We start from the raw sequence: 13,790 nt of genomic DNA, 5'->3' as shown, positions 1-13,790 counted from the left end.
TGCCTACTCACCTCCCGCACGCTACCGGCCGCGAGTGGCGCACGGTCGCCGCGTCGCCCGCGAAGAGCGCTCCACCGACAGCCAGTCGGTGCACACCGCCGCATCATCGGACTCCAGTGCCGTGCCACTCACCGTTCGGCGCGTCGGGGAAGCCAGCGGGGGGTGAGGGCGGCTATGGCGAGGATAGAGGCGCCGAGCAGCGCGAGGAGGGTGGACATCGACCACCAGAGCGTCACGAGGGCGGCGAAGCCGAAGACCGCCAGGGCGATCACCTCGCCGAGCAGCCCCGAGACCGAGGTGACGGTGGCTCGGGCCGGACCCTCGATGGCGTCCTGGAGACGCGCGCCCGCGACGATCCCCGCGTTGTAGACGATGCCGTAGGAGACTCCGATCGACCCGAACCCGAGGCCGGTCAGCAGGTACACCGTGTCCGGGCGACCGGCCGCGAGACCGGCGATCACCGCGCCACCGAGGAACAGCACGCCCGCGACACCGACCGCGATCGCCATCGTCCGGCCCGACATCCCTTCGGTACGACCCGCCAGCACCGAACCGGCCAGCGAGCCGAGCACGGTGAGACCGACCAGCAGGGGCACCACGGCTGTCGAGACGCCCGCTTCCTCCGCCAGCAGGGCGAAATACTCGTCGAACGCCGTGATCCCGAACAGCAGGGCGCCCAGCAGCACGCCGCAACGCACCGCCCGCACACGAATCGCCTCGCCCACACCGGTCTTCAGCATGGTGAGGTATCGCGCGAACGGCCGCGGCTGCGCCACAACGCGTTCCGCCGCGATCGTTTCCGAAGCCTCCTCTTCCAGGTCCTCGACGTCCACCGCCGACACCGCCTTCGGCGCGGTGGGCAGCGACAGCGCGATCAGTGTGTGCACACCCGCGATCACGACGCTGGACCAGCCGACGAGCGCATAGCCACCGTAGAGGTACAGGGGCGTGGCGGCGACGATCGCGACGACGACAGCCGCTTCCGCACCGGCCCGGGTGTAACCCAGGACGCGCGGGTAGGACCCGGACTCGCCGCGGGCGGCGAGGTCGTCGTAGAGCAACGCCTCGAACGTGCCGGAGGCCAACGCGCCCGAGGTGCCCCACAGCACGAATCCGGCGGCGAAACCCGCGAACGAGGGCGCGGCGGTCCACAGCGCGAATCCGGCGGTGAGCAAGACACCGCTGAGCGCGAGCAGCCCGCGCCGCGACACCGTGTCCGCCCACGCCCCGGAGGGCACCTCGAGCAGGAATGATGTCGTCGACCAGATCGCGAACAGCAACGAGATCTGCCCCGTGCTCATGCCGTGGTCGGCGAACAGCAGGGCATACAGCGCGTAGAGCGGAATCAGTTCACCGATGCTCTTGAAGAGCACCGCCCGAACCGTCAGCGAGCGCAGGCCGATGGGGTGCGCGCTACCCGCCCGGCGGGCGCGCAGCGCTTCGGCGAATCAACTGGCGTAGATGAGCAAACGCATGTCGATCAGCATGCTCAGGGCCGGACCCGCCGTCAAGCGAATTACGGCAGCGGCACCCAGCCATTGGCCGTCACCGAGTCCCCGCCGCCGAGTTCTCCGTCCGTGACGCCGGGACCGACCCGGCCCTTGTTCTCGTTGAGGTCGCTGATCAGCTCCGAGACCGGGTGCGAGTCGCTGTAGTGATAGCCCTGCGCGAGCGCGAAACCCAGTTCGGTGAGCACCGCGGCTTGGTACTCGGTCTCCACGCCTTCGGCGATGACCTGCAGGTCCAGCGCGTTGGACAGCGCGGCGATCACGCCGAGCAACGGCGGCGCAGGCGAATCCGAACGGATCGCGGCGACGAAGGACTGATCGACCTTGAGGATGTCGCTCGGCAAGGTGGCCAGCCTGCTGAGCGAGGAGTAACCGGTGCCGAAGTCGTCGATGGCGATGCGCACGCCCCGGTCGCGCAGGGTGTGCAGGTTCTCGATCGCGGTCTGCGATTCGGCGGCCAGTTCGCTCTCGGTCACCTCGAGCACCAGCTGATCGGCGGGCCATCCGGTGCTCGCGAGGATGCCCGCCACCCGGTCGGCGTAGCCGGCCTCGGCCAACTCCAGCCCGCTGACGTTCACGTTCAGGGTCAGATCCAGCTGGGCGAAGGTCTCCTGCAACCGCGCGGCGTCCGCGCAGGCGCGACGCAGCACCAGCTCGTCCAGATCGGCGATGAGGTCGTACTCCTCGGCGACGCGGATCAAGCCCTCGGTGGTGACATCCGGCTGGGCGCTGGACGACCAGCGCAGCAGCGCCTCCACGCCGACCGCCTTGCCGCCGCCTTCGGTGAGGCTGACGATCGGCTGGTAGTGCACGTCGAGGGCGCCGCGGTCGATCGCCTCGCGCAGCTCCACCGCCAGCGGCAGCTGCCGGGACGACTCCAGCACCGTCCGGTTGCGTCCGGCCTGCTTGGCCCGGTACAGGCCCACATCGGCGCGGCTGACCAGCAGCGACCCGGATTCACCCGGCTGCCAGGAGGTCACGCCGGCCGAACAGCCGGTGGTCACCGCCGCGCGCAATTGTTCGGTGAGCAGGATCGCGGCCTGCTCGGTGGTGTTCGGCAGCAGCAAGGCGAACGCGTCGCCGCCGTAGCGCGCCAGGCGCTGGTCGGGGGCCAGCAGTTTCGACCAGGTGTCGGCCACCCGCTGCAACACCGCGTCACCGGCGCGGTGCCCGAGATGGTCGTTGATCTTCTGGAAGCGGTCCAGGTCGACCAGCACCAGCGCGAGCCCGTGCCCGGACCTGGTGGCCTGCTGGATCGCGGTGTTCAGCGCGCGGTCGAAGCCGCGGCGGTTGAGCAGGCCGGTGAGCACGTCGATATCGGCTTCGGACGCCATCCTGGTCAGGATCCCGACGACGACGCCGACGCCGAACGTCACGCCCGCCGGAATCAGGCCCGACCACCACGGCAGCCCTGGCGTCACCGGCCGCGCGGGCAGCACCCACAGGCACAGCGCCAAGGCGAACGCGATATGGGCGGCGGCCTGCGACCAGGCGAAGAACAGCGCGGCGTCACACGCGATGAACACGTAGAACGCCGCCAGGCTGATCGCGCCCACCGTGTTCGGGAAGGAGTGCACCGCGATCGTCACCAGCACCGTCGCGATCGCGACGTAGACGTGGTGGATCGAATGCGGCAGCCGCGGACCCCACGCGAGCAGCGTGAGACCGAGCACCAGCGCTACCACTGCTGCCCCGCCTACCAGCGGCCGATTACCCTCCTCACCAGGGGCGACGGCGGTGATCAGCAGACCGAGCACCCCGCCCATGACGTAGAACGCCCCGGTGGTACGAGCCATGACCATGGCCGTCGCCAGCGCTGACGCGGCCCGCACCCGGGTTCGGGTATCGCCGCGAGACCCGATTCCTCGCACGATGAACAGCCTAGACACAAGGAATCCCGCCGGTTGCCACATCCCGGGAATCCGGCATGGCGAACCAGTGGCTATTCACCTGAACGTCATTCGCGCGTAGTCAATTCGACGGCCGCAGCACGTCGGTGCCGACGAACGGAACCAGCGCTGACGGCACGCGGACCGACCCGTCGGCTTGCTGATGGTTCTCCAGGATGGCCACGATCCAGCGGGTGGTCGCCAGCGTGCCGTTCAGCGTGGCGGCGATCTGCGGCTTCCCGTTCTCGTCGCGGTAGCGCACCGAGAGCCTGCGGGCCTGGTAGGTGGTGCAGTTGGAGGTCGAGGTCAGCTCCCGGTAGGTCCGCTGGGTGGGCACCCACGCCTCGCAGTCGAATTTGCGGGCGGCCGAGCTGCCGAGATCGCCGGCCGCGACGTCGATCACCCGGTAGGGCACCTCGACCGCCGCGAGCATCTCCTGTTCCCAGGCGAGCAGGCGCCGGTGTTCGGCGTCGGCCTGGTCCGGCGTGGTGAAGACGAACATCTCGACCTTGTCGAACTGGTGCACCCGGATGATGCCGCGGGTGTCCTTGCCGTAGCTGCCCGCTTCCCTGCGGAAACACGACGACCAGCCCGCATACCGCTTGGGCCCGCCGCTGAGGTCGAGGATCTCGTCCGCGTGATAGCCCGCAAGCGGCACCTCCGAGGTGCCGACCAGGTAGAGGTCGTCGTCGGCGAGGTGGTAGACCTCGGCCGAATGCTGGCCGAGGAATCCGGTGCCCGCCATGACCTCGGGACGCACCAGCACCGGCGGGATCATCATGGTGAAGCCGTTGGCCACGGCCTTCTGCGCGGCCAGCTGCAGCAGACCCAGCTGCAGCAGCGCGCCGTAGCCGGTCAGGAAGTAGAAGCGGGCGCCGGAGACCTTCGCGCCGCGCTCCATGTCGATCAGGCCGAGCGACTCACCGAGCTCGAGATGGTCCTTCGGCGCGAAGTCGAATTCCCTTGGCGTGCCGATGGTCTCCAGCACGACGTAATCGTCCTCGCCGCCCGCGGGCGCGCCCTGCTGCACCACGTTCGAGATGGCGCGGTGCGCGGCGTCCAGGTCGGCGTCGGCGGCGTGCTGCGCGGCCTCGGCCTCCTTGACCTTGACCGACATCTCCGACGCCTGCGCCAGCAGCGCGGAGCGCTCCTCCTTGCTCGCCTTCCCGATCAGCTTGCCCATCGCCTTGTGCTCGGCGCGCAGGTTGTCCGCGGTGGCCACCGCGGCACGCCGCGCCGCGTCCGCCTCGAGCAGCGCGTCGACGAGGGCGGGGTCTTCGCCGCGAGCGCGCTGCGAGGCGCGGACCGCGTCGGGGTCGTCCCGCAGGAATCGGAGGTCGATCATGGGCCACCAGCCTAGTGGTCGGCAGGTTGCCGTTTCACCCCGATATCCCAGGATGCGGTCCATCTGCCCCGGATCGCGCGCATAGTGGGCTGGTGGGCACCACTTTCGACGAGACAGCCATCGACAACGCGCTCGCCGACCTGACGGCGGGCGAGAAAGTGTGGGCCACCACTCCGCTGCGCCGCCGCCGCGAACTGCTCGACGAGATCCACGCCCGAGTCGGCCGCTTCGCCGAGGACTGGGTCCGGGCCGCGTGCGTCGTCAAGGACCTTCCCGCGGACTCCCCGCTGGTCGGCGAGGAATGGATGTCCGGTCCGCTCGCCCTGTTGCAGGCCACCGACGCGCTGTCGGCCACCCTCGCGGCGCTGGACGCCGGGCGCAGCCCGCTGGCCGGCCGCACGCTGCGGGAGGCGCCGGGCGGCCGGGTCGCGGTGCCGATCCTCCCGTTCGGCGTCTACGACCGGCTACTGCTCAACGGCTTCCGCGGCGATGTGTGGCTGCGGCCCGGCGTCGACGCGGGCACCGCGCGCAAGCGAGCCGGACTCGCCCAGCTGGATCCCACCGCGACCGGCGGGATCGGCGCCGTGCTCGGCGCGGGCAACATCACCTCGATTCCGCCGCTGGACGCGCTCTACGAGCTGTTCGCGCACAACCGCGTGGTCGCGCTGAAGCTCAACCCGATCACCGACCCGCTGTTCACCGTGTTCGAGATGGTGTTCGAACCGCTGCTGGAACTGCGCGTGCTGCGCATCCTCACCGGCGGCGCGCGGCAGGGCGGCTACCTGGTGGGTCACCCCGATGTCGCGCACGTGCACATGACCGGCAGCGCGCAGACCCACGACGCGATCGTGTGGGGTCCCGGCGCGGAGGGCCTGGAGCGCAAGAAGGACAACCGGCCGCTGCTGGACAAGCCGATCACCAGCGAGCTGGGCGGCGTCTCGCCGACCATCGTGGTGCCGGGCGACTGGTCCCCCGCCGACCTGCGCTACCAGGCCGAGCACGTGGCGACCCAGCGGCTGCACAACGGCGGCTACAACTGCGTGGCCGCGCAGGCGGTGGTGATCGGCTCGACATGGGACCGCAAGGACGAGTTCCTCGCGGAACTGCGCCTGGCCATGGAGCGGGCGCCCCAGCGCAGCGCGTACTACCCGGGCAGCGACGCGCGGGTCGCCGACGCGCTGGCCTCCTACCCGGAGGCCGAGCGGCTCGGCGCGGGGCGCGTGCTGATCGACGGGTTGCCGCGAACCGGCACGCCGCTGCTGCGCACGGAGTACTTCTCCCCTGTCCTCGGCGTGGTCGAGCTGCCCTACGCGGGCGGCGAGTTCCTGCACCGTGCGGTGGACTTCGCGAACGCCGAGCTGACCGGGACGCTCGGCGCGAACGTCATCGCCCATCCGACGACCATCCGCAGGCTCGGCACAGCCTTCGACCGCGCGATCGAGCGGCTGCGCTACGGCGCGATCGCGGTCAACGCCTGGACCGGCCTCGCCTTCCTCGCGCCGCGCGCCGCCTGGGGCGCGTTCCCCGGGCACACCCTGGACGACGTGCAGAGCGGGATCGGCGTGGTGCACAACGCCCTGCTGCTCGACGACGTGGAACGCACGGTGGTGCGCGGCCCGTTCCGGCCCGCGCCGCGCTCGCTGCTGGGCGGCGAGCGCGCGCTCTCCCCGAAGCCGCCGTGGTTCGTCGGCAACGAGACGGCCGCCGTCACCGGGCGCAGGCTCACCGAGTTCTACTCCGGCGCCAACCCGGCCCGGCTGCCCGGCGTCTTCCTGTCGGCCGTGCGCGGCTGAACCGCGCGCCTCGTGCCGCGCCGATCGGGGCAGGTCGTGGCACCGAGGCACCGACGCTGCCATGATGGACCGCGATGTCCTCCGAACATGTGTCCCGGTCCCCGAAGGCGCCCAAGCGCGGCGCGTCCTCGCGCGCCGACGCGGTGCGCCGCTCGTTCGACTCGGCCAAGGCGAAGCTCGCCGACAGCGATCTGCGCGACGTGCGGCTGTCGGCGCCCACGTTGCGCTGGGGCCTGCTCGCGGTGGCCGTCGGCGCCGTGGTCGCGGCCCTGGTGACGTTGTTCGTGACCGGCTTCGAGAACGAGACGGGCCTGGAAGCCCACAATCCCGGTGCGCCGGCCCAGCCCGTGCTGGACAAGGAGTTCGGCACCGCGGCCAAGGGCGACTGCCTGAGCTGGACCAAGCCGGACCGGTCCGACCTGGTCAAGGTGAACTGCGCGAGCAAGCACATGTTCGAGGTCGCGGCCGACATCGACATGAGCAGGTATCCGGGCAAGGAGTTCGGCCCCGGCTCGCGGTTCCCGGACTCGCTGCGACTTACCGAACTCAAGGAGGAGCACTGCGTGCCCGCGGTGCACAAGTACATGTCCGGCCGCTTCGACCCGCGGGGCAAGTACATCGTCGGCCTGATGTACCCCAGCCCGGACGGCTGGCAGCACGGTGACCGCACGCTGCGGTGCGGATTGCAGGTCGCGGCCAGCGTCGGCACGCCGCCGTCGGTCGGCAGCGCCACCGAGCACGATCAGTCCAGGGTGTACGAGCCGGGCGTCTGCCTTGGCATCAACCAGAACCTGCCCACCGATCCCGTGGACTGCGCCCAACCGCACGCCGTGGAGATCGTCGCCACCGTCGATCTCGGCGCCCACTTCACCGGCGGACCGCCCGCGAAGGAGGACCAGGACAAATTCGTGGAGGAGGAGTGCTCCCGCACCTCGACCGAGTACCTGGGCGGGCCGGACGTCATCCGCAACAAGACGCTCACGCTGTTCTTCGACTACATCGACGCCCGCAGCTGGATGGCGGGCAGCCGCAAGCTGGACTGCATGATCGGCAAGGGGGCTGATCGGGAGGGCTTCGCGCCGATCACCGGATCGGCAAAGGGCGACATCCTGATCAACGGCCAGGCTCCGGTGCCGCCGCCGAACAGCGGACGCTCCACTCCCGCACCGCTGCCCGGCGCCGCGCCGCTGCCGCCGCAGCCCCAGCCGAGGTAGCCGCGCACCGATGCCCGTCTCGATGTCCGACGACCGTTTCGAGGAATTGGTCGGCGACGCACTGGATCTCATACCGGCCGAGCTGGCCCGCGCGATCGACAACGTGGTGGTGCTGATCGAGCCGCGCAATCCGGAGGATCCGCATCTGCTCGGCCTGTATCACGGCATAGCCCTCACCGAACGCGACAGTCAGTACGGCGGAGCGCTCCCCGACACGGTGACCATCTACCGCGAGACCATTCTCGAACTCTGCGCCGACGAGGCGGAGGTGGTGGAAGAGGTGGCGGTCACCGTGATCCACGAGATCGCACACTATTTCGGCATTGACGAAGACCGCCTGCATCAGCTGGGATGGGGATAGTCTGGACCGTGCTGTATTGCGTACCCCCAGCGGTGGGTGTGTAATCGGCACGGAGATCGAAAAATTGGGGATTCGATGGAACCGATCGCGTTGCTGTCGCGTCCTATCACTCGAAGGGGGAATTCTCGTGGTTCCGCCCCATAGCCACTAGAAGGAGTCGAGTCATGGTTGGACATGTACTGATCGCACCCGAAGCCATCCTCGCCGCCGCGGCCGAACTCGACCTCGTCGCCGAACGTCTGGCCGCCGCCGCGGCGATCACCGCGCCCGCGACGCACGTGCTGCCCTCCGGCGCCGAGGAGGTCTCGTTCCTCAGCGCGAGCCATTTCAATCAGGGCGCCATGTCGCACGACCGTGCGATCGCGCAGGCGATTCTGGAATGCCACCACGCGGCGGCGACGCTGCGCACGCAGCTGGCCCAGCATGTCGCCGGTGATGTGGTGCGCGCCGCGAGCATCAGCGCCATCCAGGTGTAGTTCCGAGACCGCTCAACAAGGTTCGAAGCAGGGGAGAAGTCAAACATGGTTGCAGGAGTCACCGGGGTGATCTGGGCCGCGCGCCCATCGGAGATCAATTCGGCCACCCTTCACGCGGGCGCGCACGCGATCCCGATCTCGGCCGCCGCCACCGCATGGGGTGGGCTCACCGCCGCCTGGGTCGACGCGACGACGACCGTCGCGCGGGTGATGGCCGAACTCGGCGTGGGGATGCAGGGCATCAACGGTATCGCCGCGCTGAGCAAGCTCACGGGCTTCCTCGGCTGGTCCGAGCAGCAGGGCGTGCAGGCGGCCGCGATGGGCGCGAAGGCCGCGGCCAACGCCACCGCCTACACCGTCGCCGCGCTGGCGATGCCGAGCCCGCCCGAGATCGCGGCGGTCAACGCCGCCTTGGCCGCGTCGGCGAACCCGCCGGGCGTGTTGACCGGTGCGTTCGAGGTAGCGGAAGTGGCCAGGCACGCCATGGACATCCGTGCCGCGCTGGTCATGGAGACCTACGAGGCCGCGACCAGCGCCATGGTCGCGACCCCAGCCGAGTTCCTGCAGCCGCCGCCGATCGCCAAGGGCGCGGGCACGGCCACCCCCGAGCAGGCCGCGGAGTCGGCGAGCGAGGTCCCCGCCGATCCGATCCAGGCTGCCGTCGCCGCCACTCAGGCGTTCCTGAGCAACCCCGGTGTGGCGAGCGCGGCCACCCAGGCCGCTCAGGCCGTCGGTTCGATCGCGACCACGGGCGTCTCCACCGTCGGCAACGTCGCGGGCAGCGCGATCGCGGCGGCGACCAGCTCGTCCGCGCCCTCCTTCGCCGGTATGGCTCCGATGGCGATGGGCGCCGGTGCGGCCGCCACCGCGACCGGCGCGGCGACTCGCGCGGTGTCGTTCTCCGGCCCGGGGTCGGCGGCGGGCATCAGCAACGGCTCGCTCAAGCTGCCGGACGGCTGGGGTTCGAGCGGCACGATCGGCGGCGGCGCTGCCCAGGTGCAGGAGACCGTCGCGGTGAAAACCCCCGAGGCGGCGCCGGTTCGGTCGGCGAACAACGGCAGCGGCAATCCTCTGCTCGGCAACCAGGCTCGCAGCGACGAGGACGACGAGGCCGAGCACAACGGCCGGGATTACCTGCGATCCACCGAGCACTTCGACGACGGCCGGTTCACCGCCGACGGCGTCATCGGTGGTGACATCAGCGGGACGGCTAGGTGACCGTACTCGGCGCGGGCCGCGACCCGTCGACGCTCGAGGCGGTGGTGTTGTCGCTGGACGAAATGCAGTTTCTCGTGGAGAAATTGCAGATCGAAGTTCCCGTCGTGTTGAACGCGCGGGCACGTTACGACAACGTGACCGACCACAGAGCGGCGATGGACGCGGCCGCCGAGTCGCTCGCCCAGCGGAAGCTCCTCATCGACGGTGTTGCCCATCGTGATCTGGAGAATCGGCTGCTCGCGCTGAACCGGCCGCACTGGATCATCGCGCTGCGGCTGATCGTCGACGGGTGGGTGAGTCGCTTTTGTCTGGCGCAGGGCGTCGACCTTCCGGTCGTCGCCCTGCGGGGACAGGACTCCTATGTCATCGACGAGGCAGGGACCGACCTGCCCGCCACGGTTCTGGCGGCTCTCGGCTACGCTGAGCCGCTCGAGCTGTACGGCATGAACGCTCCGACCGAAGAGCTGGCCACGATCTTCGGTGACACCGGCGATGCCGCGGCCACGGCCGAGCGGCTGGCGAAGGTGGGCAACCCCAACCAGGATGCGAAGACCTTGGCAGCGGCACTGGTCGAGATCCACTCGTACGCCGAGATCGTCGGCGTGGTGTACGGCGACGGCACCAGGGACGTGGCGGACAATCACATAGCCGTCTTCAACACGCGCGCAGGGCGATTCATCGCGACCGCGAGCAAGTCCGACGACGGCGTGAAGTGGACGTCACTCAGCAGCGGAACTCCCGCGCGACTGCGCACAGCGGTGCAGGATCTCATCAGCTCCCTGCCGGAACGCGAGGATTTCCTCCAGAATCCGAAGCTCTCCTGAGCGCACCGAGCAGGCGTCGCTAGCCCATCGGGTCGTCGGAGGTCGGCGCGACGTCATATCCGAACGGCGGCGTGAACCGGCCCCAGCGAATGCACTCCCACCCGCCGTCCGGCATCGGGACCAATTCGATGGTCTCGGTGTTGTCCAAATGGTTGTTCGTGGTGAACGGCGGTCGCACGTCCGCGAGCGTGCGGCCGACGAGCCGCATGGCGGCGCCGTGGCTGACCACCATCACGTCGCCATGGCTGTCGGCGTCCGGGGTCAGATACGTATTCCGCAATTCCGCGAGCACGGGCAGGAACCGATCCAGGACGTCCTGGGCGGATTCCCCACCGGGCACCCGCAGCGCGAGATCCCCTTCGTGCCAGGCGCGGTAGATCTGCTGGAAGGTCCGGTGGGCCTCCTCGTCGTGCTGTCCCTCCAGGTCACCGGCCTGTACCTCGTGTAAGCCGTCGAGCACCATGGCGGCCACACCGGTGGCCGCCTCGATGTAGCTCGCGGTCTGACGCGCTCGCAACGCCGCCGAGGAGAACAGCACCTTCGGCGGCCGGAGCAGGCCCTCACCGAAGGTCTTCGCCTGTGCCGCACCGCGTTCGGTCAGCGGCAAACCAGGAATCCTGGTGTCCAACAGCTTGGCGACGTTGCCTTCGGTCTCCCCGTGCCGGACCAGAATCAATCGTCCGGTCATAGGTCCGCTTTCCCCTTTCTCAACTGGATCAACCACTCGGCCGCGGCTTCGTCCGACGGTGGCGGCGTACCGGTCGCCGAAGTCGCAGGCCAGGACCCGAGGAACCGGATCCGCGCGGTGCGGTGCAACGCTTTGAGCGCCTCGGCCACCGCCGTGTCATCGATGTGCCCGACGCAATCGAGATAGAAACGGTAGGTACCCATACCGGTTCGGGTGGGACGGGACTCGATTCTGGTGAGATCGATGCCGCGGGTGGCGAACTCGGCGAACGCGCGCATCAGCGCGCCCGGTACGTTCGGCAGCTCGAGCACGATGGAGGTGCGGTCGGTGCCGGTGGGCGGCGGCGCCACCGTGGGCCGGGTGCACAGCACGAAGCGGGTGATCGCCTGCTCGTGGTCGGCGACCCCGGACGCCAGTGCGATCAACCCGAGCCGTTCTCCCGCCAGGGCGGTCGACACGGCCGCGTCGGCATGGCCCGCCACCACGTCTTCGGCAGCGGCGGCGTTGGACGCCGAGGTGTAGGACCGCGCCTGCGGCAGGTGCCGCGCCACCCACATCCGCACCTGGGCGCCGGCCACCGGGTACGCGGCGAGAGTGCGCACGTCCGACAGCGCGGTGCCCGGCTTGCCGAGGATCGTGAAGCTCACCTCGAGTTCGGTCTCGGCGACGATCTGCAGACGCGGGCCGATTGCCAGCGAGTCCAGCGTGGCCGAGATCGATCCCTCGACGGAGCTCTCGATCGGCACCACCGCGCCGTCCACGTCACCGGCGCGGATCAGGTCGAGCGCGGCCCCCTGGCTGGGCGCGGCGATCCGCTCGACGGGTCCGTCGAAGGTTCCCGAGGATTCGAGTTGGGCGAGGGCCATCTCGGTGAAGGTTCCGGACGGCCCGAAGTACGCGATTCGCGGCACGGTTACGAGATTACTTGCGCACTCGCCCGGCTCCCCACCGATTGCGAGTGCGCGGCCGGTGACACACGGCCGCAGGCGCACCGTTCAACCTCCGTTGAGCACCCGCAACGCGTCGTTCACCCGGTCGGTGGCCTCGGTTTCCACGGCGAGCAGGACGGAGCGGACCGCCTCGACGGCCGGGGGTTTCAGCGCGGTCAGGAAGGCGATATCGGGGTTGCGCCATGCGGTGCCGATGTCGTCGCCGCACAGGGCGGCGGCCGTGGCCGCGACGATGGCCACCGCGCGCTCTCCGGATGAAGTACGCGCGACGAATCCGGTGTCGGTGTGGGCTACCTGCGCGAGGAAGTCGGCGATATCGGCATCCGGGGCATCCAAGTCCAGGGTCGGCGCGGCGGGGCTTGCACCGATGTTGCGGACCAAGCCGTCGGCCAGGCCGCGCCGCGGGGGCGCGGACAACGTCACCAGCACCGGTTGCCCGGATTCCGTCCCTTCCGCCACGCCCTCACCGTAACAAGCCCGATCCGCCGGAACCGCTCCGGTGACTTCGCTCGACTCGATCGAAACGCTTGCGGAACCGAACGACGTCACTTAGCTTAGGGTAACCTAATCAAGCGCCGCCCGCTCCACGGAGGTTTGTATGCCGCGTCCGTCCCTGACCGTCGCACCGTCCACCGCCGAGCGGGTGCGCAGCGCGTGCGCCCACGCGGAGCAAGCGGTGCTGGCCATGCCCGGCATCGATCCCACCCCCGCCTCCGTGCACCACGTACGGCAGTGCGGCGACGCTGTGATCGCGGTGCCCACCGCGTCGGTCGCCGCGGTGCTGGCGGGCAACTCCGGAGAGCACGGCGCGCCCGCGGTGCTCGAACTGACCGACCACGCCCCGCTGCCGCTGCGCGAGCCGGTGCGCGCACTGGTCTGGCTGCGCGGCTGGGTGCGCGCGGTGCCCACCCAGGCGCAGCGCGCGCTGGCCGGCGAGGTGGCCAAGGAGCACCCCCATCCCGGACTGCTCGACGTCGGCTTCGGCGCCACCCTGCTGCGACTGGTGATCAACTCCGCGGTGGTGGCCGACTCGACCGGCGCGGAATCGGTGAGCATCGACGAGTTGCGGATGGCCCAGCCGGATCCGTTCTGCGCCATGGAATCCGCGTGGCTGCAGCACATGCAGGCCGACCACGCCGACGTCGTCGCCCAGCTGGCCAGGCACCTGCCGCCGCGCCTGCAACGCGGCATCGTGCACCCGCTGGCCATCGACCGCTACGGACTCACCCTGCGGGTGGAAGGGCACGACGGCGACCACGACTTCCGCCTGCCGTTCAGCGCCCCGGCCGACGACGTCGAGGCACTCAGCCGAGCCGTGCGCATGCTGGCGGGCTGCCCGTTCCTCAACGGCCTGCGCCGTATCTGACCGCGTCGCCCCCCGCGGTACCGGTGGGCGACCCGGGAAGCACGGCGCGAAGCGTGGCACCGCGCCGAAGCGGAGCAAGCAGCGTCGGCCGCGTCGGGCACCGATCCGACGCCCGCCCCCGTGCACGTCGTCCAGCGATGTCGTGATCGCGGTTCGGA

Annotated in this window: 13 protein-coding genes; 7 read left to right on the top strand and 6 right to left on the bottom strand. The window is 70.0% G+C overall.

The genetic code is table 11. The annotated features are described in order from the left end of the window. Positions 1-128: 128 nt before the first annotated feature. From HOV91_RS27545 to serS, 3 genes are all read right to left on the bottom strand, one after another. The gene (locus HOV91_RS27545) at positions 129-1,373 is read right to left on the bottom strand and encodes an MFS transporter (protein WP_174188269.1); all 1,245 of its coding nucleotides are present in this window, start codon (positions 1,371-1,373) and stop codon (positions 129-131) included. A 143-nt stretch (positions 1,374-1,516) separates the two neighbouring features. Next, the gene (locus HOV91_RS27540) at positions 1,517-3,310 is read right to left on the bottom strand and encodes a putative bifunctional diguanylate cyclase/phosphodiesterase (RefSeq protein ID WP_174188273.1); all 1,794 of its coding nucleotides are present in this window, start codon (positions 3,308-3,310) and stop codon (positions 1,517-1,519) included. A 169-nt stretch (positions 3,311-3,479) separates the two neighbouring features. Next, a complete protein-coding gene (serS, locus tag HOV91_RS27535; RefSeq protein ID WP_174188268.1) occupies positions 3,480-4,742 on the bottom strand; it encodes a serine--tRNA ligase in 1,263 nt (420 codons plus the stop codon). A 92-nt stretch (positions 4,743-4,834) separates the two neighbouring features. Here serS and HOV91_RS27530 point away from each other — a divergent pair, with 92 nt between their 5' ends. The 6 genes from HOV91_RS27530 (at position 4,835) to HOV91_RS27505 (ending at position 10,628) form a co-directional block, all read left to right on the top strand. Further along, positions 4,835-6,535, top strand: coding sequence for an aldehyde dehydrogenase family protein (locus HOV91_RS27530; RefSeq protein WP_174188267.1), 1,701 nt, complete (start codon positions 4,835-4,837; stop codon positions 6,533-6,535). A gap of 74 nt (positions 6,536-6,609) precedes the next feature. After that, positions 6,610-7,749 carry a septum formation family protein gene (locus HOV91_RS27525; RefSeq protein ID WP_174188266.1) on the top strand — a complete coding sequence of 380 codons (1,140 nt, stop codon included), beginning with the start codon at positions 6,610-6,612 and terminating at the stop codon, positions 7,747-7,749. A gap of 10 nt (positions 7,750-7,759) precedes the next feature. Further along, positions 7,760-8,110 (top strand): metallopeptidase family protein, encoded by a 351-nt coding sequence (locus HOV91_RS27520; protein WP_174188265.1) that lies wholly within the window; start codon positions 7,760-7,762, stop codon positions 8,108-8,110. A 164-nt stretch (positions 8,111-8,274) separates the two neighbouring features. Further along, entirely contained in the window at positions 8,275-8,586 is a 312-nt protein-coding gene (locus tag HOV91_RS27515) for a PE domain-containing protein (RefSeq protein ID WP_174188264.1), read from the top strand. Positions 8,587-8,631: 45 nt separating this feature from the next. Next, positions 8,632-9,804 (top strand): PPE domain-containing protein, encoded by a 1,173-nt coding sequence (locus HOV91_RS27510; protein ID WP_174188263.1) that lies wholly within the window; start codon positions 8,632-8,634, stop codon positions 9,802-9,804. Continuing rightward, positions 9,801-10,628 (top strand): ESX secretion-associated protein EspG, encoded by an 828-nt coding sequence (locus HOV91_RS27505; protein ID WP_174188262.1) that lies wholly within the window; start codon positions 9,801-9,803, stop codon positions 10,626-10,628. The genes HOV91_RS27510 and HOV91_RS27505 overlap by 4 nt, the downstream gene beginning before the upstream one ends. 19 nt (positions 10,629-10,647) lie before the next feature. Here HOV91_RS27505 and HOV91_RS27500 read toward each other — a convergent pair whose 3' ends face one another. From HOV91_RS27500 to HOV91_RS27490, 3 genes are all read right to left on the bottom strand, one after another. Then, positions 10,648-11,316: a histidine phosphatase family protein gene (locus HOV91_RS27500; RefSeq protein WP_174188261.1), complete on the bottom strand. Its 669-nt coding sequence runs from the start codon at positions 11,314-11,316 to the stop codon at positions 10,648-10,650. After that, positions 11,313-12,227 carry a prephenate dehydratase gene (gene pheA, locus HOV91_RS27495; RefSeq protein WP_174188260.1) on the bottom strand — a complete coding sequence of 305 codons (915 nt, stop codon included), beginning with the start codon at positions 12,225-12,227 and terminating at the stop codon, positions 11,313-11,315. Before pheA ends, HOV91_RS27500 begins: the two co-directional genes overlap by 4 nt. 84 nt (positions 12,228-12,311) lie before the next feature. Continuing rightward, positions 12,312-12,725, bottom strand: coding sequence for a hypothetical protein (locus HOV91_RS27490; RefSeq protein ID WP_174188259.1), 414 nt, complete (start codon positions 12,723-12,725; stop codon positions 12,312-12,314). Positions 12,726-12,864: 139 nt separating this feature from the next. Here HOV91_RS27490 and HOV91_RS27485 point away from each other — a divergent pair, with 139 nt between their 5' ends. Next, positions 12,865-13,632 (top strand): DUF2470 domain-containing protein, encoded by a 768-nt coding sequence (locus HOV91_RS27485; RefSeq protein WP_174188258.1) that lies wholly within the window; start codon positions 12,865-12,867, stop codon positions 13,630-13,632. The last annotated feature ends 158 nt before the right edge of the window (positions 13,633-13,790 follow it).

The organism is Nocardia barduliensis, assembly GCF_013315795.1.
Lineage (GTDB): Bacteria > Actinomycetota > Actinomycetes > Mycobacteriales > Mycobacteriaceae > Nocardia > Nocardia barduliensis.
Note: the sequence above shows the minus strand (reverse complement) of the source record. Positions and strands in the feature narration are given on the sequence as shown.

Coding starts and splice junctions, on each gene's coding strand:
- HOV91_RS27510 (WP_174188263.1), top strand. CDS start 8,632: ATGGTTGCAGGAGTCACCGGGGTGATCTGGGCCGCGCGCCCATCGGAG.
- HOV91_RS27525 (WP_174188266.1), top strand. CDS start 6,610: ATGTCCTCCGAACATGTGTCCCGGTCCCCGAAGGCGCCCAAGCGCGGC.
- HOV91_RS27515 (WP_174188264.1), top strand. CDS start 8,275: ATGGTTGGACATGTACTGATCGCACCCGAAGCCATCCTCGCCGCCGCG.
- serS (WP_174188268.1), bottom strand. CDS start 4,742: ATGATCGACCTCCGATTCCTGCGGGACGACCCCGACGCGGTCCGCGCC.
- HOV91_RS27500 (WP_174188261.1), bottom strand. CDS start 11,316: ATGACCGGACGATTGATTCTGGTCCGGCACGGGGAGACCGAAGGCAAC.
- HOV91_RS27520 (WP_174188265.1), top strand. CDS start 7,760: ATGCCCGTCTCGATGTCCGACGACCGTTTCGAGGAATTGGTCGGCGAC.
- HOV91_RS27540 (WP_174188273.1), bottom strand. CDS start 3,310: ATGGTCATGGCTCGTACCACCGGGGCGTTCTACGTCATGGGCGGGGTG.
- HOV91_RS27485 (WP_174188258.1), top strand. CDS start 12,865: ATGCCGCGTCCGTCCCTGACCGTCGCACCGTCCACCGCCGAGCGGGTG.